Below are 20,085 nucleotides of genomic sequence, written 5' to 3' on the forward strand. Positions count from 1 at the left end.
ACACAGGCGAACTGGACGAGCGTCGACGAGTGCTCGAGAGCCTCCGGGGTGCTCTGGCCGACTGCGCGGCGGCATCGGGGCGTGCGGCGCCCGCAGTCGAGCTCGCCGCCGGGCCGCGGGTCGGCGAGCTCGCACTGCTGACCCGGCGACTGCGGGCGCTCGAGCACGAGGCGGCGCAGCTGCACTCCGCGCTGCTCGACGCGGCCTCGGCCTACGAGCGCACCGAGGAGGCGCTCCGATCTCCCTCGGAGCCCGACGGCATCCCCTACTCGGTCGCGCCTCTCGTCTCGCTCTGGAGCTTCGGGTCGCGAGCGGTGGAGTCGTTCGAGCGCCGTGCTCCGGGGGCGAGGGAGGACGCGGGACGACTGGTCCGGGCGACGGCGGAGGCGGCGTACGGATCCGCCCGCGCGGCAGCTCGTGCTCTCACCGGCGACGAGGCCGCCGGCGCCGAGCTCGCCGAGGAGGGCGAGGAGCTCGTGCGCGAGCTGCTCGGCGATCCGCTCGTCGTCGAGGGGATCCGCGGCGTCATCTCGACGATCGGGCTGGGCACCGAGATCGGCGTGCTGCTGCTGCCGCCCCCCATCGCGGACGCACTGGGCAGGCCCTCCTCCGAGCAGGTCATCGGCAGCGGGGTGTCGTCGGCGGCGAACGTGCTCGTCGTCCTCGGCACGCTGTTCGGGATCGTGCCGGCCGCGGGGGAGCGGCGACTGCGCGTCGAATCCGTCGCGCCGCCTCCGATCGCCCTCGGATACGAGGGCTCGGCGCCGTCGAGCTGGGGCGAGCTGGCCGCGCGGATCCCGCCCAGCGATCCGGAGGGCGCCCAGGTCGTGATCGAGAGGTACGGCGAGGAGTGGCTCGTCACCGTCTCGGGGACGACCGACTGGAGCAGCGACCCGGAGCAGGCGTTCGGGGCCGTCTCGAACCTGCAGGCGATGAGCGGCGGAGGCTCCGCCTCCGTCGCCGGGACCCTCGCGGCGATGGAGGCGGCCGGGATCCCCGAGGGTGCACCGGTGACCCTCGCGGCGCACTCGCAGGGCGGCCTGGTCGCGCTCCGAGTCGCCCAGTCGGAGAAGTACCGGGTCCACGACGTCGTGACGTTCGGGAGCCCGGTGCGCGGGCTCGATCTCCCGGACGGGACGCGGTCGGTGTCGATCGAGCACTCCGACGACCTCGTGCCGGCGCTCGGCGGCTTCGGACGGACCTCCGCCCTCGAGCCGGGCGTGGTCGTCGTCGAGCGGTCCTCGCCCGAGGAGACTCCCCGGGAGGGCGCCGTGCCGGCGCACGGGCTCGACGCCTACGTCGCCACGGCGCAGACGCTCGACGCCGATCCGCGGCTCGCCGCGTCGGGCGCGGCTCTCTTCGGCCTCTGGGCGGCCGCACCCGATTCCCGGTCGGCGGCCCGGCTGACGACGGTGCCGGTCACTCCTCGCGACGGCGCAGCAGCGGGCGGACGACGAGCCCGATGAACCAGTTGACGATCGCGAGCACGAGGGCGCCGAGGACCCCCCACCAGAACCCGTCCACGACGAGGCCGAAACCGAAGAGCCCGCTGATCCAGGCCGTCAGAAGCAGGAGGAGGCCGTTGACCAGGAACGACACCAGTCCCAGCGTGATCAGGTACAGGGGGAACGCGACCACTCTGATCACGCCGCCCACGACCGAGTTGACGACGCCGAAGATCACGGCGACGAGGAGGTACGTGAGGATCGCGGCGGTCGTCCCCTCGGCGTACGGGTCGACGCGGACGCCCGACACGACGAGCGTGGTGAGCCAGAGGGCGAGGGCGCTGGTCAGGAGTCCGAGCAGAAGTCTGAGCATGCGTCCACTATCGCGGGCACCGGGCCGAGCCGCGAGCACCCGCTCAGGTGACGGGGTCGTCGATCGACGGCGTCGGTGCGGGCGCGCAGAGGGCGGGGTCGGTCGAGCAGTCGGGCTCCGGCTCGAGGGTCGGCTCGGGCTCGGGCTGAGGTTCGGGCTCCGGCTCGGGCGCTGTGGTCGGCTGCGGCGGGGCCGTCGGCTGGGGGACAGGCTGCGGGGTCGCCGGCGCCTCCGGTTCGGCGGGAGGCGCAGTCGTCGGGGCAGCAGGCGGGGGTGCGGGCGCCGGCGCGGTCTGCCGCGGGGGCGGGGCCCCGCCGCTCCCGGGAGGCGGGACCAGCGGTTCGCGCGCGTCGAGGACGGCCTGCGCGGCCGCTCCGAGCCCCGACAGCCCGTCCCTGGCCGACTCGAGCTGCGCGATCGCGGCGGTCAGGGCGGCCCGTCGGGCCGACGATCCGCCCCCGGAGGCGAGCGTCGCCTCGGCGAGTCCGAGCACGCGATCGGCGAGCGCCACCTCGGCGTCCGACGTCGCCAGGGTCGCCGACGTGATCGCATCGGCCGAGACTCCGCCGAGGGCGGTGTTCAGCGCCGAGAGCGCGGCGATCAGATCGGCGCGCGACGCCCCCTCGACCGAGCCGTCCGTCGCCGTCAGAAGGGCGAGGGCCTCGTCCCGGATCGCGAGCCCCTTCTCCTTCGCCGCCACGAACTCGGCGGAGGCGGCCACCTCCACCGCCGTGACGCGGACGGTGGGACTGGGCTCCGCCCGATCGACCGCCGGCGTGCAGGCGACAAGGGTCCCGGCGACGAGTGCGGCCATCACGACGAGAGGCGCTCGCGGGAGCAGACGGCGCGCCCGGGAGCGCCGCTCGGTCCGCCGTCGACTCCGCATGGTCGCACCCTAATCGCGGCGTCGCCGGGGGGTTACCCCTCCAAGGGGGACGGCGATGCTTCGACACCTGATCGTGACCAGGCCGACGAGCCCACCGAGCCGCAGCGGGCGCCTCCGCCTAGCATGGTGCGGGTGACCGACCAGCAGGGGCCTCCCGTCCGCCTCCGACCCGAGATCCTCGCCCTCCCCGCCTACCGCCAGGGGCGCGCGGCCTCGGCCGACGCCTTCAAGCTGTCGTCGAACGAGAACCCCTTCGAGCCCCTGCCCTCCGTACTCGAGAAGGTGCGGGCGATCGACGACTTCAACCGCTACCCCGATGCCGCGGCGACGGCGCTGCGCACGGCGCTCGCCGAGAGCTACGGGGTCGGCATCGACGAGGTGATCGTCGGCGCCGGTTCGGTCGCGGTCATCGCGCAGCTGATCAGCGCGGCGGCGGGAGTGGGCGATGAGGTCGTCTACGCGTGGCGCTCCTTCGAGGCCTACCCGTCCCTCGTGACCACCGCCGGGGCGACGAGCGTCAGGGTCCCGCTGCGGGCCGACGACACGCACGACCTCGATGCGATGGCGCAGGCGATCACCGAGCGCACCCGCCTGGTCATCGTCTGCAGCCCCAACAACCCCACGGGCACGGTCGCGTCGGCCGACGATGTGGCGGCGTTCCTCGAGCGCGTCCCCGATGACGTCCTCGTCCTGCTCGACGAGGCCTACGCCGAGTTCGTCCGCGACGAGCGCGCGGTCGACGGCGCGAGCCTCCTCGGCCGCCACCCCAACCTGGTGATCGCGCGCACCTTCTCGAAGGCCTACGGGCTCGCGGGACTGCGCGTCGGCTACGCGATCGGCCACCCGCGCATCCTCGACGCCGCCCGGTCGACGGCGATCCCGCTCTCGGTGACCCGCCTCGCCGAGACCGCGGCCGTCGCGTCGCTCGCCCACCGCGACGAGCTCCTCGAGCGCGTGCACCGCATCGTGCTGCTGCGCGACCAGCTCTGGCAGGCGCTCCTCGACCAGGGCTGGACCCTCCCGAAGTCCGAGGCCAACTTCCTCTGGTTCGACACGCGCGACGAGACGGAGTGGGCGGCCGGCGTCTTCGAGCGCGCGGGAGTGGTGGTCCGGGCGTTCCCTCCCGAGGGCATCCGAGTGTCCGTCGGAGAGGCGGGCTCTGTCGACAAGCTCCTCCGCGCGGCGGCCGAGATTGTCGGAACCCTCCCCGAGGGTCATCCGGCCAGGCGGATAGGTTAGTCGGGTGGTAGCCACCAGCACGGAGTCGCCGACGGTCCAGTTCCTCTCTGCGGACGGGCGCTTCGCGCCGACCCCGGCGGCGGAGGAGTACTCCTCCTTCCTCGACGGGATCGGCGAGGAGCAGCACAGGTCGTTCTACCGCGAGATGGCGGTCGTCCGCCGGTTCGACATCGAGGCGGCGAACCTGCAGCGGCAGGGGCAGCTCGGTCTCTGGGTGCCGAGCCACGGCCAGGAGGCGGCGCAGGTCGGCTCCGCGTTCGCGATGCGACCGCAGGACCACGTCTTCCCCTCCTACCGCGAGCACGTCGTCGGCAAGATCCGCGGTATCGACCTCCTCGGGGTCCTGGCGCTCCTGCGCGGCGTGACCCACGGCGGCTGGGACCCGACGGATCCGGCCAACGGCAACTTCCACCTCTACACCCTGGTCCTCGGCTCGCAGGCGCTGCACGCGACCGGCTACGCCATGGGGCTGACTTTCGACGGGGCTACCGGCACCGGCGACCCCGAGAAGGACGCCGCGGTCGTCGTCTACTTCGGCGACGGCGCCTCCAGCCAGGGCGACGTGAGCGAGGCGATGGTGTTCGCCGCCAGCTACCGGACCCCCGAGGTGTTCTTCCTCCAGAACAACCACTACGCGATCTCGGTGCCCGTGGCGACCCAGTCGCGCAGTCCCCTCTACCTCCGCTCGTCGGGCTTCGGCATCCCGGGAGTGCAGATCGACGGCAACGACGTGCTCGCGAGCTACGCCGTCACCGCCAAGCACCTGCACGACGCACGCTCCGGAGGCGGCCCGCAGTTCATCGAGGCCCTCACCTACCGCATCGGCGCGCACACCTCGAGCGACGACCCGACGAAGTACCGCACCGACGACGAGCTTGCCTCGTGGGTGGCGAAGGACCCGATCACGCGCTTCGCCGCGTACCTGCGCAGCGAGGGCGCCCCCCAGTCGTTCTTCGACGAGGTCGACGAGGAGGCGAAGGACTACGCGGCCGACATCCGCCGCCGACTGCTCTCGCTCGAGGCCCCTCCCACCGACGTGATCTTCGACCACGTGTACTCGGAGCCGCACCCCCAGGTGGCCGAGCAGAAGGCGTGGCTGCACCGCTACGAGGACTCTTTCGGAGGCGACCCGCGATGACCATCGACACCGGTACGACGACCGCCCAGCCCCTCACCGAGGTGCAGCTGGAGTCGATGTCCATGGCCAAGGCGCTCAACGCCGGCCTCCGCCGCGCGATGGTCGAGAACGACCGGGTCCTGCTCATGGGCGAGGACATCGGCCCCCTCGGCGGCGTCTTCCGCATCACCGAGGGCCTGCACGCCGAGTTCGGCCCGAAACGCGTGCTCGACACCCCCCTGGCCGAGTCCGGGATCGTCGGCACCGCGATCGGCCTCGCGATGCGCGGCTTCCGGCCCGTGTGCGAGATCCAGTTCGACGGCTTCATCTATCCGGCCTTCGACCAGATCACCTCGCAGCTCGCCAAGATGACCAACCGGCACGAGGGCACCCTCGCGATGCCCGTCGTGATCCGCGTGCCCTACGGCGGGCACATCGGGGCCGTCGAGCACCACCAGGAGAGCAACGAGGCGTACTTCGCGCACACGGCCGGGCTGCGAGCGGTCAGTCCCTCCACTCCGAACGACGCCTACTGGATGATCCAGGAGGCCATCGCGTCGGACGACCCCGTGATGTTCTTCGAGCCCAAGAGCCGCTACTGGCCCAAGGGCGACGTGGATCTCTCCGGATCCGCCGTGCCTCTGCACTCCACCCGGGTCGTCCGCCAGGGCGAGGAGGTCACCGTCGTCGGATGGGGCCCGATGGTCTCGGTCCTGCTGCAGGCTGCCGAGCTCGCCGGCGAGGAGGGCACGAGCGTCGAGGTCGTCGACCTGCGCTCGCTGTCGCCGATCGACTGGGAGCCGCTCCTCGCCTCCGTGCGCAAGACCGGTCGCCTCGTGGTCGCCCAGGAGGCGTCGGCGAACGTCAGCCTCGGCTCCGAGATCGCCGCCACCGTGACCGAGAAGGCGTTCTACTCGCTCGAGGCGCCCGTGCTGCGCGTCGCCGGTTTCGACACCCCGTTCCCGCCCGCCAAGGTCGAGAAGCTCTTCCTCCCCGACGTCGACCGCGTGCTCGAGGCCGTCGACCGCTCCCTCGCCTACTGACGCTCCCCGCGTCCTCCCCTCGTCAGACGGCTCCCCGCGTCGGACGGCCCCCGCGTCAGAAAGCAGAGAACCCGCGATGACCGAACACTTCCTCCTCCCCGATGTCGGCGAGGGCCTCACCGAGGCCGAGATCGTCGAGTGGAAGGTCAAGGTCGGCGACGAGGTGGCCGTCAACCAGGTGCTCGTCGAGATCGAGACCGCGAAGTCGCTCGTCGAGCTGCCCTCGCCCTTCTCGGGCACCGTCGTCGACGTGCTCGTCGAACCGGGCCAGACCGTCGACGTCGGCACCCCGATCATCACGGTGCAGTCCGGCGCAGGAGCCGTCGGCTCCGAGATCCCGGCGATGCCCGCTCAGGCGGCGACCGCGGCGCTCCCCGCCCCCTCGACCACTGAGCCCGGAGAGGGTTCGGGAGCCGCGCTCGTCGGCTACGGCACCGCGGGCGGCCACGTCGCCACCCGCCGTCGCCGCCCGGGCTCTGCCGCACCGGAGGCGCCTGCCCGCCCGGCCGCCCCCGTGCGCCCCACGTCCGTCCCCGCCGCCGCGGCGCTGCCCGTCATCGCGAAGCCGCCGATCCGCAAGCTCGCGAAGGACCTCGACGTCGACCTCCTCCAGGTGCAGGCCACCGGCCTCGCCGGCGAGGTCACCCGCGACGACGTCATCCGCCACGCCTCCCAGGCCAGCGTCTTCCGCAACATCCAGACGCCGGAGTGGGGCGACTCGCGCGAGGAGCGCATCCCGGTCCGCGGCGTCCGCAAGGCCATCGCGGCGGCGATGTCGCACAGCGCCTTCACCGCCCCGCACGTCAGCGTCTTCGTCGACGTCGACGCGACCCGCACGATGGAGTTCGTCAAGCGGCTGAAGAACTCGCCCGACTTCGCCGGCGTCAAGGTCTCGCCGCTGCTGATCATGGCCAAGGCCATCATCTGGGCGGTCAGGCGGAACCCCACCGTCAACTCCGCGTGGACCGACTCCGAGATCATCGTGCGCCACTACGTGAACCTCGGCATCGCGGCCGCCACCCCGCGCGGACTCATCGTCCCGAACGTCAAGGACGCCCAGTCGATGAGCCTCCTCGAACTCGCGCAGGCCCTCGAGAACCTGACCCTCGCCGCCCGCGACGGCAAGACGCAGCCCGCCGACATGCAGAACGGCACCATCACGATCTCGAACATCGGGGTCTTCGGCATGGACACCGGCACCCCGATCCTCAACCCCGGCGAGGTCGCGATCATCGCCCTCGGCACCATCAAGCAGAAGCCCTGGGTCGTCGACGGCGAGGTCCGCCCTCGCTTCGTCACGACGGTCGGCGGATCCTTCGACCACCGCGTCGTCGACGGCGACGTCGTCAGCCGCTTCGTCGCCGACGTGGCCAGCGTGCTGGAGGAACCGGCGCTGCTGCTCGATTAGGTCGTCTCCTCCTTCGTCGTCGACGACCTCGCGGTCGGCTCTCGTGGGTGGTCGCGTTCTGAAGAGCGGGTTGCGTACCGCTACGGCGAATCGCTGGGACGCGATTCGGCGGTGAGCTCGGCCTTGCTCGACTGAGCGGATTCCTCCTTCGTCGTCATCCGCTCCGCGGTCGGGCTGTTGTTGGATTGAGCGGATTCCTCCTTCGTCGTCATCCGCTCCGCGGTCGTCCCTCGTAGGTGGTTGCGATTCGCAGAGCGGGTTACGTACCGCTACGGCGAATCGCTGGGACGCGATTCACCGGTGAGCTCGGCCTTGTTCGTGTGAGCGGATTCCTCCCTCGTCGACGACTTCGCGGTCGGCTCGCGTAGGTGGGCGCGATGCGTAGGGCGGGTCGCGTACCTTTACGGCGCATCGCGGGGTCGCGACTCGGTGGTGAGCTCAGCGGTGCTCGAGTGAGCGGATCACGACAGAGTGCACCAGCGCGGTGCGACCGGGGGGAGGGGTCCCGCTCCGCTGACGCGGTGGGCGAGCATCCGCGATCCCAAGGGGACGCGCGGCGGTCAGCTCACCTCCTGAGCACGGGTCGGCCCCGGCAGCCGCAGCAGGCCGCCGGGGGAGCGGATGGTCGCCGCGGCCACCGTCATCGCGCGCGTGAGCACGGCGCCCGGATCGACGGCGCCCTCCGCCATCGCCGCCACGACCGTGGCGAAGGTCGCGTCGCCCGCCCCCATCGTGTCGACGACGGCGCCCGGAGCGTCGGCGACCGGGGCGGAGGTGCGCGTCGACCGCCCGACGAGTGCCGCGCCGAGCGGTCCTGCGGTCTCGAGCACTGCACGGGCTCCGGTCGCGAGGATCCGGTCCGTGGCCTCCGCGAGACCGGTGCCGAAGACGAGGTCGGCGTCCTCCGCGCCCAGCTTGACGAGGTCTGCGCGGGCCGACAGCGCCAGGAGCGCCTCGGCGAACGCGCTGGGGTCGCGGAGCAGGCCCGGCCGCGGGTTCGCGTCGATCGCGAGCCCGGTCGCCGCGGGCACCAGGTCCGAGAGCATCGCCGCCTCGGCCGGATCATCGAACGGGAAGCCGCTGACGACGATCAGATCGGCGCGGGCGGCGGCGGCGCGCAGCTCGTCGGTCGGAACCAGGGTGCGCGAGCGCGAGGCGTCGGAGAAGGAGTAGCGGGGCTCCGCATCGGTCCTGTCCGACACGGCGCGGCCGGTGCCTCGAGGCGCAGGGGTCGCGAGGAGGGGCACGCCGTGCGCGAGCAGATGGTCGCGGAGCAGTCGTCCGGCAGCGTCGTCGGCGACCATCCCCACGAGCAGGGACGGTGTTCCGAGGACGGCGAGCCCGACCGCGACGTTCAGCGCGGAGCCGCCCGGCACGTCGAGCGAGCCGGCGCGGTCCCGCATCTCGTCGATGAGGACGTCGCCCAGCACGAGCACGCGGGCGGAGGAGCTGGAGAGCGATTCGGCGGACATGGCGCCTTTCGACGAGGAGTGCGGGCGCGCCGGACGGCGCCCCGGGCGGGACGGAGAAGCGATGCTCCGAGTCAGAGAGCCGCTGCGGGCGGTCGGACGGAGTCGCGGGGGACGAGCGGGCAGGGCAGCAAGACGGGATGGGAGGCCAGGAGCAGCTCCTCACCGGATCCGGCGATGAGCCGCACCAGGGTGTCGACCGCCCAGGCGCCCATCTCGTAGTGGGGGAGGGCGACGGTGGTGAGCGGCGGGTGGAGGCCCTCCGCGATGATCTCCTGGTTGTCGAAGCCGACGATGGAGAGGTCCCCCGGGATGTCGATGCGGAGTTCGGCCGCGGCTCGGTAGGCGCCCATCGCCATGCGGTCGTTGTAGCAGAACAGGGCGGTGGGCCGGTCGGGGCGGGAGAGGAGCCGGGTGCCGGCGCGGTAGCCTCCGGGGCTCTCGGAGACCTCCTCGACGATGAGCGACTCGTCGACCGGGATGTGGGACTCGGCGAGGACCTCCCGGTAGGCCTGGAGCCGCAGCCGGGTCGCGGGGACGTCGTCGCGGTTCGTCAGGAAGCCGATGCGCCGGTGCCCCGCGGCGACGAGCTCCGTCACCGCGGCCCTCGCGCCGCCCAGCTCGTCCGGCACCGCGGAGGGGATGCGGCCCTCGGTGTCGCGCGCGTCGATCAGCACCGAGGGCACGGCGTGCAGCGACTCCGGGAGCGTGACCTCCCGGTGGAACATCGTGGCGAACAGGATGCCGTCGACCTGGTTGTCCATCAGCGCGCGGATGTCGGCGCCGAGGTCGGAGGAGTCGCGCATGGTGTTGATCACGACGAGCGTCAGCCCGTGCGCCTGGGCCGCCTCCTGGGCTCCGAGGATGATGCGACCGGCGTGCGGCGTGGTCGCGATCTCCTCGCTGATCAGGCCTATCATCTCCGAGCGCTGACGGCGGAGGCTCCTGGCGATCCGGTTGGCGCCGTAGCCCAGGCGCGCGGCCGTCGCCCGGACCCGCTCCCGCGTCTCCTCGCTCGCCCGCGCGGACTCGACGTCGTTGAGGATGTGGGACACGGTCGTCACCGAGACGCCCGCCTCACGAGCGACGTCGCGGATGCCGACTGCCTTCTGGGTCACGTCTCCCACATCCTTCGTCGCTCAGGCGTCGAGACTATCGCCCGCAGAGCCGCTCATCCCTTGACCGCACCGAGGGTGAGGCCGGCGACGATGTGCCGCTGCAGGACGAGGGTCAGCAGGATGACGGGGAGCGAGTAGAGCACGGCGAGTGCTGTCATCGCGCCCCAGTCGAGCCCGAACTGCGTCTGGAAGTTGGCGATCACGATCGGAGTCGTCTGGGCGCGCACCGCGGTGAGCAGGAGGGCGAAGAGGAACTCGTTCCAGGACGCGAGGAACGCGAAGATCGCGGTGACCGCGACTCCGCCCGCCGTGACCGGGATCACGACGCGCCACAGCGCGCCGAGTCTCGAGGCCCCGTCGATCTTGGCCGCCTCCTCGAGCTCGCCCGGGACCGCCTCGAAGAAGCTCGACATGAGCCAGATGGAGAGAGGGAGCGAGATCGTGGTGTGCGCGATCGCCAGAGCGAGGGAGGTGTCGGCGATGCCGAGCGTGCGGAAGATCGAGATCATCGGAGCGCCCACGACGATCGGCGGGACCATGCGCATCACGAGCGCGCCGACGATGAAGATCCTGCCGAGCCGCGTGCGGAAGCGCGTCACCGCGTAGGCCGCGGGGATCGCCAGGACGAGCGAGACGGCGGTGCTCAGGATCGCGGTGACGACGCTGTTGATGAACGAGGCGACCACGCCGTCACGGCTGAGAGCCGCGGCGTAGTTGTCGAGTGTCCACTGCGTGGGCAGGATCCGAGGGGGGACGGCGATCGTCTCGAGCGGCGTCTTGAACGACGTCAGCAGCATGTAGACGAAAGGGAATCCGTAGAGGACGACGGCGAGGGCGAGGACGATCCAGATGATCGTCCGCGGGCCGACGCGGGTGGCTTCGAGTCCGTTCACGAGGTGCTCTCTCCTCCGGGTCGCCAGATCGTGAGGATCGCGACGAGGGCGACGGCGAGCATCACGACGAGGTACACCGTGCCCATCGCGCTCGCGAGCCCCGGATCGCCGAACCGGATCATGGTGCGGTAGATCAGCAGCGACATCGTCTCGGTGCTCTGCTGCGGTCCACCGTTGGTCTGGATGAGGATGACGTCGAACGCCCGCGCCGCGTCGATCCCGCGCAGGATGAGCGCGACCGCGATCACCGGCCGCAGGAGCGGGATGACGATGCGGAAGAGGATCGAGTGGTACCGGGCGCCGTCCAGGCGCGCGGCCTCAATCACGTCACCGGGGATGTTCTGCAGCCCGGCGAACAGCACCAGGGTGATGAACGACGTGGTCAGCCAGATGTCCGGGATCGCGACAGAGAAGAGCGCGATCGACGGGTCGCTCAGCCAGGCGATCTGCCCGGGCGAGGACAGGATGCCGACGCGGCTCAGGACCTCGTTGACGATGCCGAAGTTGTCGATCAGGAGGAACCGCCAGAGCAGTCCGGCCACGATCGGGGCGATCATCAGCGGGTACAGGAAGATCGTCCGGAACACCCGCGACGCGTCGCCGAGCGCCGTGAACAGCAGGGCGACGCCCAGGCCGAGGACGAACTCGAGCGCGACCACCACGACCGTGTAGACGAGCGTCCGCCAGGACGCGTTGAGGAAGTCGGGCGAGCCGAACGCGGTGAGGTAGTTGCCGAGACCGACGAACGCGCGGCTGCCGGCGATCGGATCGATCTCGAAGAAGGAGTCGCCGACGAACTGCAGGAGCGGCCATCCGACGAAGGCCGCCAGGAAGAGGGCGGCGGGTACCATCAGCAGCGCCGCGAAGCGGCGATCGGTGAGGCCGCGGCGCGGGGCCCGGCGCCCGGGCCCGGCCGGGGACGTCCCCGGCCGGGCGGCGGTCACCGGAGGTGCGCCGGTCGTGGAGGTCACTGGGCCACCAGCGACTCGACCTGCTGCTTCGCCGCGTCGAGGAGGGCCTGGTTGTCGGCTCCCGGCTCGACGGCCTTCTGCAGCATCGGCACGAGCACGGTGTCGACGATCTGCTGCCACTCGGCCACCGCCGGGCGGGGCAGCGTGGCGGGGGAGTTCAGAGTGTCGAGCAGCGGCCCGTAGTTCTCGTAGCCCTCGACGTCGGCGTACTTCTCGAGCACCGAGATGCGGGACGCGAGCCCGAGGCTCGTGTCGGCGCTCAGCTCGTTGTGGTCGAAGGCGTACTGCACGAACTCGAGCGCCTTCTCCTGCTTCTGGCTCGCCTTCGCGACCGAGAGGTACCAGGCTCCGGGGACTCCCGCGGGTCCGGCGTCGCCGCCGATCATCGGGGCGACGCCCACGTTCCCGGCGACGGCCGCGTCGGCGGGGATCTGGCGGTAGGCGTGCGCCCAGAAGCGCATCATCGCGGTCTTGCCCTGGTTGAACAGGTTCTGCGCGCCGGCCCAGTCGAGCTGCGCCGCGCCGGGAGGGGAGTAGGGCAGCAGGCTGGTGTAGAAGTCGAGCGCCTTCTTGCTGTCGGCGTCGCCGAGCGAGACGGTCCCGTCGGTGTCGGTGACCATGGTGGTCTCTCCGGTCTGCGAGAGGGTGGCGAGCCACTCCGTCTCGACGGCGCCCTTGACGTCGGTGCCGTAGAGGTCGGGGGTGCCGTCGCCGTCGGTGTCCTGGGTGAAGAACTCGGCGGCGTCGGTGTACTGCTGCCAGGTGGTGGGCGGCACGAGGTCGTAGCCGTACTCGTCCTTGAACGCCGCCTGCTGCGCCGGGTCCTCGAAGAGGTCGGTGCGGTAGTAGAGGATCTCGGAGTTGGTCCACGCGGGCATGCCGACGTAGCTGCCGTCGACCTGCGCCTCCTGGACGAGGGAGGGGAACAGGTCGGAGACGACGTCATCGGTGTAGAGGTCGTCGAGCGGAGTGACCGCGCCGGCGAAGGCGGGCAGCCAGATGGCGTCGAGGGCGGCCACGTCGAACGAGACGCTGCCTGAGGAGAACTCGCTGTTCAGGCGGTTGTAGAGGCCGTCGTAGGGGAGCTCGACGAACTCGATCGAGGTTCCGGTCTCCTCGGCGTACTGGTCGGCGATCGGCTGCAGTTCGCCGTGGCCGCCCGCTTCGACGAGAACGGTCACGGTGTCGGCGTCGCCGGAGGCGCCGGTGCCGCCGCCGGCACCGCAGCCGGTGAGGACGACGGCGGCCGTGAGGGCGACGGCGCCGACCTGGAGGAGTCGGCGGGCAGGGCGGGAAGCAGGTCTGCGAAGCGACATCACTTCGGCTCCAATCGAGAGCGCTTGAGCGGAGGGAGGGGGTGGGCCGGTGTCGACGACGGCCCCGGGACCCCAGCATGCAACGAATCCCGAAGATTGACAATACGTTTTGCCAAAACGTATTGTCACTTCCATGACCACCACCTCTCCGGATGCCGCCGAGCGCGCCGTCTCCGCCGCCGTCCGCCCCCGGATCCACTTCACGGCCGCGACCGGCTGGATCAACGATCCGCACGGGATCACCTTCCACGAGGGGCGCTACCACCTCTTCCATCAGTACGTCCCGGGCTCGGCCGTCTGGGCGCCGAACTGCCACTGGGGTCACGCGGTCGCGACGGACCTCCTGCACTGGGAGCACCGTCCGATCGCGCTCGCTCCGGGCGACGGGGACGGCGGGATCTGGACGGGCAGCCTCGTGGTGGCCGAGGACGGCGCGAGGATCCTCTACACCTCGACCGTCGCAGACGACTACGCGCGGGGGCGGATCCGCGTCGCACGACCGGTCGACGAGAGCTGGGACCGCTGGGAGAAGGGGCCGGTGCTCCTCGACGCGCCGGCGGAGGCGGACGTCGTGGTCTTCCGCGACCCCTTCGTGCTGCGCGAGGGCGACGGCTGGCGGATGTTCGTCGGGGCCGGCACGTCGACGGGCGAAGCGCAGGCGATCACCTACACGTCGAGCGATCTCGCCTCGTGGGAGTACGACGGAGTCGCCGCGCGACGCTCCTCGAGCGAGCGCGAACCCGTGTGGACAGGGGCGCTGTGGGAGTGCCCGCAGGTCGTCGAGGTCGACGGCCGCCACGTGCTGATCAGCTCGGTCTGGGACGCGGACGTGCTGCACTACGCGGCCTACGGGATCGGCGACTACGCCGAGGGGCGCTTCGAGGCGCGCGACTGGGGACGGCTCAGCTTCGGCGACTCCTACTATGCGCCCTCGTTCTTCCGCGACGCCGAGGGCCGCCCCTGCTTGATGTTCTGGATGCGCGACGTCGAGGACGCGGAGGCCGGCTGGAGCAGCGCGCTCAGCCTCCCGCACCTGCTCGCAGTGCGCGAGGAGAGGCTCGTGCTGCTGCCTCACCCGGCGTGGTCGGGTGTCCGTCCGGTCGAGCCGGGTGAGGCGGGGGACGGCCCCGTGCGCATCGACTGGACGCCGGAGCACTCCGGCGATCGCCTCGAGATCGCTCCGTCGACCGCGCTCGTGTGGAGCGCGGGGGAGCTCGTGCTGGAGCGGGAGGGATCGGAGCCGTGGACCGCGCCGCACGCGGGCGGCCCCGTCGCCGTGGTCCTCGACGGGCCGGTGCTGGAGGCGGTGACCACGGCCGGAGTTCTGGGCGGACCCATCGCGCCGGCGGTGTCGGTGCGGGTGCACGGCGGCCGGGCGTCCGCGTCCGCCCTCGACTGACGCGGAGGGAGCCGCGGGCGACTCCCTCCGCGTCCTCAGGACGGGATCGAGGGCGTGGCCCGAACGGCGTTGACGGCGCGGTCGGCGAGCACCTCGGTCTCGGTGCCGGAGTCGAGGATCGTGTTGCGCGCCGACCCGGCCTCGACCAGCACGGTCGTCAGAGGCAGGTGGTCGGAAGCCTCCGTCGAGAGGAGCGCGTCGACCTGCGCCTCGAAGGCGGATCCGCCCGAGGCGGCACGGACGTCCTTGCCCACCATGTGGTTCCCCGAGACCTGGTTGCCGCTGCCGCCGACGAGCAGGACGATCACCGGCGCGGTCCCCCCGGGTCGGACCTGCCGGGCGTCCACGACCTCCGAGAAGTGATTGGCGAGCACGGAGTTGTCGCTGCCGTCGATCCGCAGCAGGCCGAAGTCGTCGTCCAGGCCGTTGTCGACCCCGAGGAACGGCGTCCACGGCTCGTGATCGCGCAGGAAGTGGTTCGAGGCGACGAGGTTCTCGGAGCTCCCGGCGTCGAGCCGCACCATGCCGGGATAGAACGAGTGGAGGCGGTTCGAGACGACGCTCGAGCGCGTCACCGCGCTGAGGTGCACGCTGCTCGCGCCCCGAGGGAACACGTTGTTCGCGGTGATCAGCAGCCCGCCGTGGTTCTCGGCCCGGATCGAGTGACCGCGCGGCCCTGCACCGAGCAGGTTGTCGGTGATCTTCGACGCCTGCCCCCAGCCCAGCAGCTCGATGCAGCTGCCGCACTCGGCGAGGAAGTTGTCGTGCACGGAGAGCGCGTCGGCGTGGTGGATCGTCAGCGCGTGCTCGAGGTAGACGAAGCCCATCCCGCTGATGCGGAACGAGTCGTTCGCGCTCGCGACGAGGATCCCGGTGCGCCCGTTGACATACGTGTTCTCGGGGAGTGCGTCCGACTCGTCGGCCACGAAGTGCAGGCCGTCGAGGCAGAAGTCGACGAACTCGACCGAGCTGATCCGCGGGCTGCCCTCTCGGCGGACGACGAACGCGGCGCCCGCCTCCTGGTCCGCGCCTGCGTCGAGCTGCACCAGGATCCGACTGCCGCCCGGCCACAGCTCGTGCAGACCGGCCCACTCCTCCTCGGGCACGTTGAAGCGGATGCTGGAGGACGTGAAGCCGTGACCCGACCCCTGGATCCTCAGATAGCTGATGTCGATGACGACCTGGGTGCGGAGGGGGTAATCGCCGGGCGGGAGGTGGATCACCGCTCCGGGCTTCCCGCCGTCGAGCTCATCGGTGGCCGTCTGCCGCGCTCGGATGTCGTCGAGGATGCTGTTCAGCACCTCGCCGACGTCCTCGGTCGGATCGCCGACGGGCCAGGTCGTGACGTCGTAGTAATGGGCGCTGGGCATCGGTGCTCGCTCTCGTGCAGTACTGCGGATGGACGTAGGAGGGGAGGCGGCCGGTGGCGCCGCCACCCCTCCGTGCTCTCTCGACGGGGTCAGGGGGTGGGGCGGAAGCCGTAGCTGGTCGTCGCGGTGCTGAACTGCGCCTCGGTGCCGCTGTCGAACACGTGCGAGTTCGTCGTGCCCGCGTCGAGGACCACGGTGTGGACGACGAGGTTCGTGATCACGTGGTTCGCACCGATCTGGTTCTGATCGCCCGACTGCACCCGGAAGACGGCCGCTGTCGCGCCGGCGGGGGCGACCTGCTCCGGCGGCATGATCAGCGACACGTGGTTGCCGGTGATCGTGTTGCCGTCGCCGTTCACCTGCACCACTCCGAACAGGTCGTCGCGGCCGTTGCCGACGCCGATGAACGGCCCGTAGGTCTCCACCTGCCGTTCGAGCACGTTGGCCCCGATCAGGTTCTCCTTGCAGTTGCCCTCGAGCGTGATCATGCCGGGGTAGAAGGAGTGCAGTCGGTTCGAGGTGATCGCGGAGCGGTAGCAGTTCTTCAGGTGCACCGAGTCGATGCCCCGCGGGAACACGTTGTTGCCCGTGATCAGGAGCCCGTTGTGGGCTTCGGCGAAGAGTGAGAAGCCGATCGGTCCGGCTCCGAGGTGGTTGTCGGCCACCTTCGACGCCTGCCCGGAGCCGACGAGCTCGATGCAGCTGCCGCACTCGGCGAGGAAGTTGCCCGAGACGTCCAGCGCGTCGGCGTCCTGCACGATCAGGCCGCGCTCGAGGTACACCATGCCCATCCCGCGCACCCGCGTCGCGTCCGTCGCCGTGGCGAAGCGGATGCCGACCTTGCCGTTGCGATAGGAGTTCTGGTCCGCACCGAACGAGACCCCGTCGAGACAGAAGTTCTCGAACGTCACCGAGCTCAGCCGCGGGTCTGCTGTCCTCGAGACGAGGAACGCCTCCGAGTGGCCGTCCGTGTTCTCGACCCGCACGTGGCTCCCGCCCGGGTTCACCTCCTTCCACGCGGAGGTGTCGCCCGAGTTGTACCGGATGCTGAGCGAGGTGAAGCCGTGCCCGGATCCGCGGATCGTGAGGTAGCTGACATCGACCACGACACGCGTCTTCAGGGAGTAGGTGCCCGGCGGGATGTAGACGACGGCGCCCGGCTTGTCGGCCTGGTCGGGCTGCTTCCGCTTGACGTCGCTGATGATGTCGTTGATCACGGCGCCGAGGTCGTCCTGCGCGGTGACCGCGCGACCACGGACCTTCCACAGCGTCACGTCGTAGACGTTCGAGGCGAAGATCCCCCTGGCCAGATCGGCCGCCGCGTTCTTCAGGTCGACCGCGGTGCCGCTCACAGCAGGCCCACCATGACGTAGCGACCGATCGCGGTCTCGATGACCGGTTCGATCGAGGTGGCGGCTGCCGCCGGCTGGTGCGCCCAGGCGGTGCCGACGGCGGTGATGGTCGTGACCGCCTGGAGGACGGTCCGTCGGGTGAGAACGGGAATGTGCATGCTGGCTCCTCTTCGAGTGCAGATCGCGGCGGATCAGTCCGCGCGATTCGGTTGACAAAACGATTTGTCATCGACGGTCATGATCTTAGAAGGAATCTCCGTTCGGCGGAAGAGGGGCCGCGGGCCGGGGCGCGGATCGGCGTACGCGAGCCGGCGCAGACGAGGGTGAGCGGCCGGTCAGGAGTGCGCGGGCGCCGATGTGTAGCGTCGGGGCATGCCCCCTCACGACCCCACCGACCCCGCCGCCGTCCTCTGGGACATGGACGGGACACTCGTCGTCTCCGAGCCCGCCTGGATCCGTGCGCAGGCCGCCCTCGCGGAGCGGTTCGGCTGCGTCTGGACTCAGGCCGACGCGGTCACGCTGATCGGCAGCACGATGCAGCAGACCGTGGAGGCGCTGCAGGCGGCGGGCGTCGCGCTCGAGGACGACGCGCTCGCCTCCTCCCTCGAGAACGACGTGCTCGCCGAGATGCACCGCGAGCTCTCCTGGCGGCCGGGTGCGCGCGAGCTGATGCGCGAGGTCGCGGGCGCCGGGATCCCCCAGGCGATCGTCACGACCTCGTCGCGCCCGGTCGCGCAGGTCGTCGTCGACGCCCTCGCGGCAGAGGTGCCTCTGGCCACCGTCGTGACGGGCGACGACGTCGTGCAGGGCAAGCCGCATCCGGAGCCGTACCTGCTGGCGGCGACACGTCTCGGCGTCGACGTCGCGCACTGCATTGCGGTCGAGGACTCGCCGACCGGGCTCGCCGCCGCGATCGCCTCCGGAGCCGTCCCTGTCGGAGTGCCGCACGACGCCGTCCTCGAGGAGGGCGGCGACCGGACGATCTGGCCGAGCCTCTCGGGGCGGACGCTCGCCGATCTGCGCGGCCTGGTCGCTCGCCGCCTGCGGAACCAGAGCTGAGCGGCTACGCCGTCAGCGCGACCGCCGTCCACGACACGGGCGGGAGGGTCAGCGTCAGCACGCCGTCGACCAGCTCGGCCGACGCGGCGCGGAGGCCGACGCGCTCCTGGTCGTCCTTCGTGTTCTTCGCATAGGGGTCCTCGTCGAACAGGGCGACCGCCTCTGCGACGCTCGTGACGCCGAGGCCGCTCACGTCGACGGACACCTCGAGCGACTCGCTCGTCGAGCGGTTGACGAGGAACACCGACGCGCGACCGTCGTCGAGCGTCGCCACCGAGTCGACCAGCGGCGCGTCGCCGTGCCGGGCGGTCGGGTAGGAGCCGACCTCGATGCGCGGCCTGAGCACCGACCCGGAGGCGAGGCGCGCGGTCGTCGCGAACGGGAAGAAGGTGGTCTGACGCCAGGCGGCGCCTCCGGGCTCGGTCATGATCGGCGCGATCACGTTGACGAGCTGCGCGAGCGAGGCGGAGGTGACCCGGTCGGAGTTCTTCAGCAGCGTGATCAGGAGGTTGCCGACGACGACCGCGTCGGCGACGGAGTAGACGTCCTCGAGCAGGCGCGGGGCGTAGGCCCACTCGCGCGTGGTCTGGTCGCCCTCCGCGTCCGCCTTCTCCTTCGCCTGCCACTCCTCGAGGTACCAGACGTTCCACTCGTCGAAGGAGAGCTTGATGTCCTTGGTCTTGCGGAGCTTGTGCTTCACGTGATCGACCGTCGCGGCGACCGTCGTGATGAAGTACTCCATCTCGAGCGACGAGGCGAGGAACGAGCCCAGGTCGCCGCCGTACTCCTGGTAGTAGGCGTGGCACGAGACGTACTCGACGTCGTCGTAGGTGTGCTCGAGCACGACGCGCTCCCACTCGCCGAACGTCGGCATGCTCGATCCCGACGAGCCGCAGACGACCAGCTCGAGGGACGGGTCGGCGATCTTGAGCGCCTTGGCCGTGCGCGAGGCGAGCTTGCCGTAGTCCTCGGCGTTCATGTGCCCGACCTGCCAGGGCCCGTCCATCTCGTTGCCGAGGCACCACATCCGGATGTCGTGCGGCTCGGCCGCGCCGTTCGCGATGCGCTGGTCGGCGAGGGCGGTGCCCGCGGGTCCGTTGGCGTACTCGAGGACGTCGAGCGCCTCCATCACCCCGCGCGTGCCGAGGTTCACGGCGTACATGATCTCGCTGCCCGTGAGCTTCGCCCACCTCGCGAAGTCGTCGAGCCCGACCTCGTTGGTCTCGAGCGAGTGCCAGGCCAGGTCGCGGCGGCGCGGTCGCCCCTCGCGCGGGCCGACCCCGTCCTCCCAGCGGTAGCCGGACACGAAGTTGCCGCCGGGGTAGCGGATGGTCGTGGAGCCGAGCTCCTTGACCAGCTCGACCACGTCGAGGCGGAAGCCGTCCTCGTTCGCGGTGGGGTGCCCGGGCTCGTAGATGCCGTCGTACACGCAGCGGCCGAGGTGCTCGACGAACGAGCCGAACAGCCGGGGATTCACGGGCGCGACGACCGCGGCGGGATCGAGGGTGATGCGCGCGGCGGCGCGGGAGGCGTCGGTCATGGGGGAGCCTTTCGGGGCGACGACGGGCTCCGCCGTCTGCGGAGGTGGCGCTCCTCGGTGAGCGCCGCCCGTCGTTTCTAACGTTGT

General features: G+C 71.1%; 18 protein-coding genes. 7 read left to right on the forward strand and 11 right to left on the reverse strand.

Annotated features, from left to right (window positions below; genetic code table 11):
• Nucleotides 1–29 precede the first annotated feature (29 nt).
• A complete protein-coding gene (locus B9Y99_RS00225; protein ID WP_085474619.1) occupies nucleotides 30–1,466 on the forward strand; it encodes an alpha/beta hydrolase family protein in 1,437 nt (478 codons plus the stop codon).
• On the opposite strand, the gene B9Y99_RS00230 is transcribed toward B9Y99_RS00225, so the two are convergent.
• Nucleotides 1,420–1,818, reverse strand: coding sequence for a phage holin family protein (locus B9Y99_RS00230; RefSeq protein WP_085474620.1), 399 nt, complete (start codon nucleotides 1,816–1,818; stop codon nucleotides 1,420–1,422). The genes B9Y99_RS00225 and B9Y99_RS00230 overlap by 47 nt on opposite strands.
• 43 nt (nucleotides 1,819–1,861) lie before the next feature.
• Nucleotides 1,862–2,704 (reverse strand): hypothetical protein, encoded by an 843-nt coding sequence (locus tag B9Y99_RS00235; protein ID WP_129587833.1) that lies wholly within the window; start codon nucleotides 2,702–2,704, stop codon nucleotides 1,862–1,864.
• Nucleotides 2,705–2,827: 123 nt separating this feature from the next.
• Here B9Y99_RS00235 and hisC point away from each other — a divergent pair, with 123 nt between their 5' ends.
• The 4 genes from hisC to B9Y99_RS00255 all read left to right on the forward strand — a co-directional run bounded on the left by hisC (nucleotide 2,828) and on the right by B9Y99_RS00255 (nucleotide 7,511).
• Nucleotides 2,828–3,943 (forward strand): histidinol-phosphate transaminase, encoded by a 1,116-nt coding sequence (hisC, locus tag B9Y99_RS00240; RefSeq protein ID WP_085474622.1) that lies wholly within the window; start codon nucleotides 2,828–2,830, stop codon nucleotides 3,941–3,943.
• A 4-nt stretch (nucleotides 3,944–3,947) separates the two neighbouring features.
• Nucleotides 3,948–5,081, forward strand: coding sequence for a thiamine pyrophosphate-dependent dehydrogenase E1 component subunit alpha (locus B9Y99_RS00245; protein ID WP_085474623.1), 1,134 nt, complete (start codon nucleotides 3,948–3,950; stop codon nucleotides 5,079–5,081).
• 56 nt (nucleotides 5,082–5,137) lie between these two features.
• The gene (locus B9Y99_RS00250) at nucleotides 5,138–6,103 is read left to right on the forward strand and encodes an alpha-ketoacid dehydrogenase subunit beta (RefSeq protein ID WP_208856900.1); all 966 of its coding nucleotides are present in this window, start codon (nucleotides 5,138–5,140) and stop codon (nucleotides 6,101–6,103) included.
• Nucleotides 6,104–6,179: 76 nt separating this feature from the next.
• Nucleotides 6,180–7,511 (forward strand): dihydrolipoamide acetyltransferase family protein, encoded by a 1,332-nt coding sequence (locus B9Y99_RS00255; RefSeq protein ID WP_085474625.1) that lies wholly within the window; start codon nucleotides 6,180–6,182, stop codon nucleotides 7,509–7,511.
• Between the two features lie 560 nt (nucleotides 7,512–8,071).
• Here the strand turns inward: B9Y99_RS00255 and B9Y99_RS00260 are convergent.
• The 5 genes from B9Y99_RS00260 to B9Y99_RS00280 form a co-directional block, all read right to left on the reverse strand.
• A complete protein-coding gene (locus B9Y99_RS00260; protein WP_085474626.1) occupies nucleotides 8,072–8,983 on the reverse strand; it encodes a carbohydrate kinase family protein in 912 nt (303 codons plus the stop codon).
• 71 nt (nucleotides 8,984–9,054) lie between these two features.
• Nucleotides 9,055–10,098, reverse strand: a complete 1,044-nt coding sequence (locus tag B9Y99_RS00265) for a LacI family DNA-binding transcriptional regulator (RefSeq protein ID WP_085476161.1) — start codon at nucleotides 10,096–10,098, stop codon at nucleotides 9,055–9,057.
• A 53-nt stretch (nucleotides 10,099–10,151) separates the two neighbouring features.
• Nucleotides 10,152–10,991, reverse strand: a complete 840-nt coding sequence (locus B9Y99_RS00270) for a carbohydrate ABC transporter permease (protein WP_085474627.1) — start codon at nucleotides 10,989–10,991, stop codon at nucleotides 10,152–10,154.
• Nucleotides 10,988–11,842, reverse strand: a complete 855-nt coding sequence (locus B9Y99_RS00275) for a carbohydrate ABC transporter permease (RefSeq protein WP_085476162.1) — start codon at nucleotides 11,840–11,842, stop codon at nucleotides 10,988–10,990. Before B9Y99_RS00275 ends, B9Y99_RS00270 begins: the two co-directional genes overlap by 4 nt.
• Nucleotides 11,843–11,958: 116 nt before the next feature.
• Nucleotides 11,959–13,278, reverse strand: a complete 1,320-nt coding sequence (locus tag B9Y99_RS00280) for an ABC transporter substrate-binding protein (protein ID WP_085474628.1) — start codon at nucleotides 13,276–13,278, stop codon at nucleotides 11,959–11,961.
• A 133-nt stretch (nucleotides 13,279–13,411) separates the two neighbouring features.
• Here B9Y99_RS00280 and B9Y99_RS00285 point away from each other — a divergent pair, with 133 nt between their 5' ends.
• On the forward strand, nucleotides 13,412–14,677 hold the full coding sequence (locus tag B9Y99_RS00285) for a glycoside hydrolase family 32 protein (RefSeq protein WP_085474629.1): 1,266 nt from the start codon (nucleotides 13,412–13,414) through the stop codon (nucleotides 14,675–14,677).
• Nucleotides 14,678–14,712: 35 nt separating this feature from the next.
• On the opposite strand, the gene B9Y99_RS00290 is transcribed toward B9Y99_RS00285, so the two are convergent.
• From B9Y99_RS00290 to B9Y99_RS18675, 3 genes are all read right to left on the reverse strand, one after another.
• Complete coding sequence (locus tag B9Y99_RS00290; RefSeq protein WP_085474630.1) at nucleotides 14,713–16,047, reverse strand: NosD domain-containing protein; 1,335 nt, start codon at nucleotides 16,045–16,047, stop codon at nucleotides 14,713–14,715.
• Nucleotides 16,048–16,136: 89 nt separating this feature from the next.
• Entirely contained in the window at nucleotides 16,137–17,399 is a 1,263-nt protein-coding gene (locus tag B9Y99_RS00295) for a NosD domain-containing protein (RefSeq protein WP_244274727.1), read from the reverse strand.
• The gene (locus B9Y99_RS18675; RefSeq protein ID WP_165759497.1) at nucleotides 17,396–17,557 is read right to left on the reverse strand and encodes a hypothetical protein; all 162 of its coding nucleotides are present in this window, start codon (nucleotides 17,555–17,557) and stop codon (nucleotides 17,396–17,398) included. The genes B9Y99_RS00295 and B9Y99_RS18675 overlap by 4 nt, the downstream gene beginning before the upstream one ends.
• Before the next feature lie 214 nt (nucleotides 17,558–17,771).
• Between B9Y99_RS18675 and B9Y99_RS00300 the strand changes: the two genes are divergently transcribed.
• Nucleotides 17,772–18,458 (forward strand): HAD family hydrolase, encoded by a 687-nt coding sequence (locus B9Y99_RS00300; protein ID WP_085474631.1) that lies wholly within the window; start codon nucleotides 17,772–17,774, stop codon nucleotides 18,456–18,458.
• Nucleotides 18,459–18,462: 4 nt separating this feature from the next.
• On the opposite strand, the gene arfA is transcribed toward B9Y99_RS00300, so the two are convergent.
• On the reverse strand, nucleotides 18,463–19,998 hold the full coding sequence (gene arfA, locus B9Y99_RS00305; protein ID WP_085474632.1) for an arabinosylfuranosidase ArfA: 1,536 nt from the start codon (nucleotides 19,996–19,998) through the stop codon (nucleotides 18,463–18,465).
• Between the last annotated feature and the right edge of the window lie 87 nt (nucleotides 19,999–20,085).

Origin of the sequence: Rathayibacter oskolensis (genome assembly GCF_900177245.1) — a bacterium.
Classification (GTDB): Bacteria; Actinomycetota; Actinomycetes; order Actinomycetales; family Microbacteriaceae; genus Rathayibacter; species Rathayibacter oskolensis.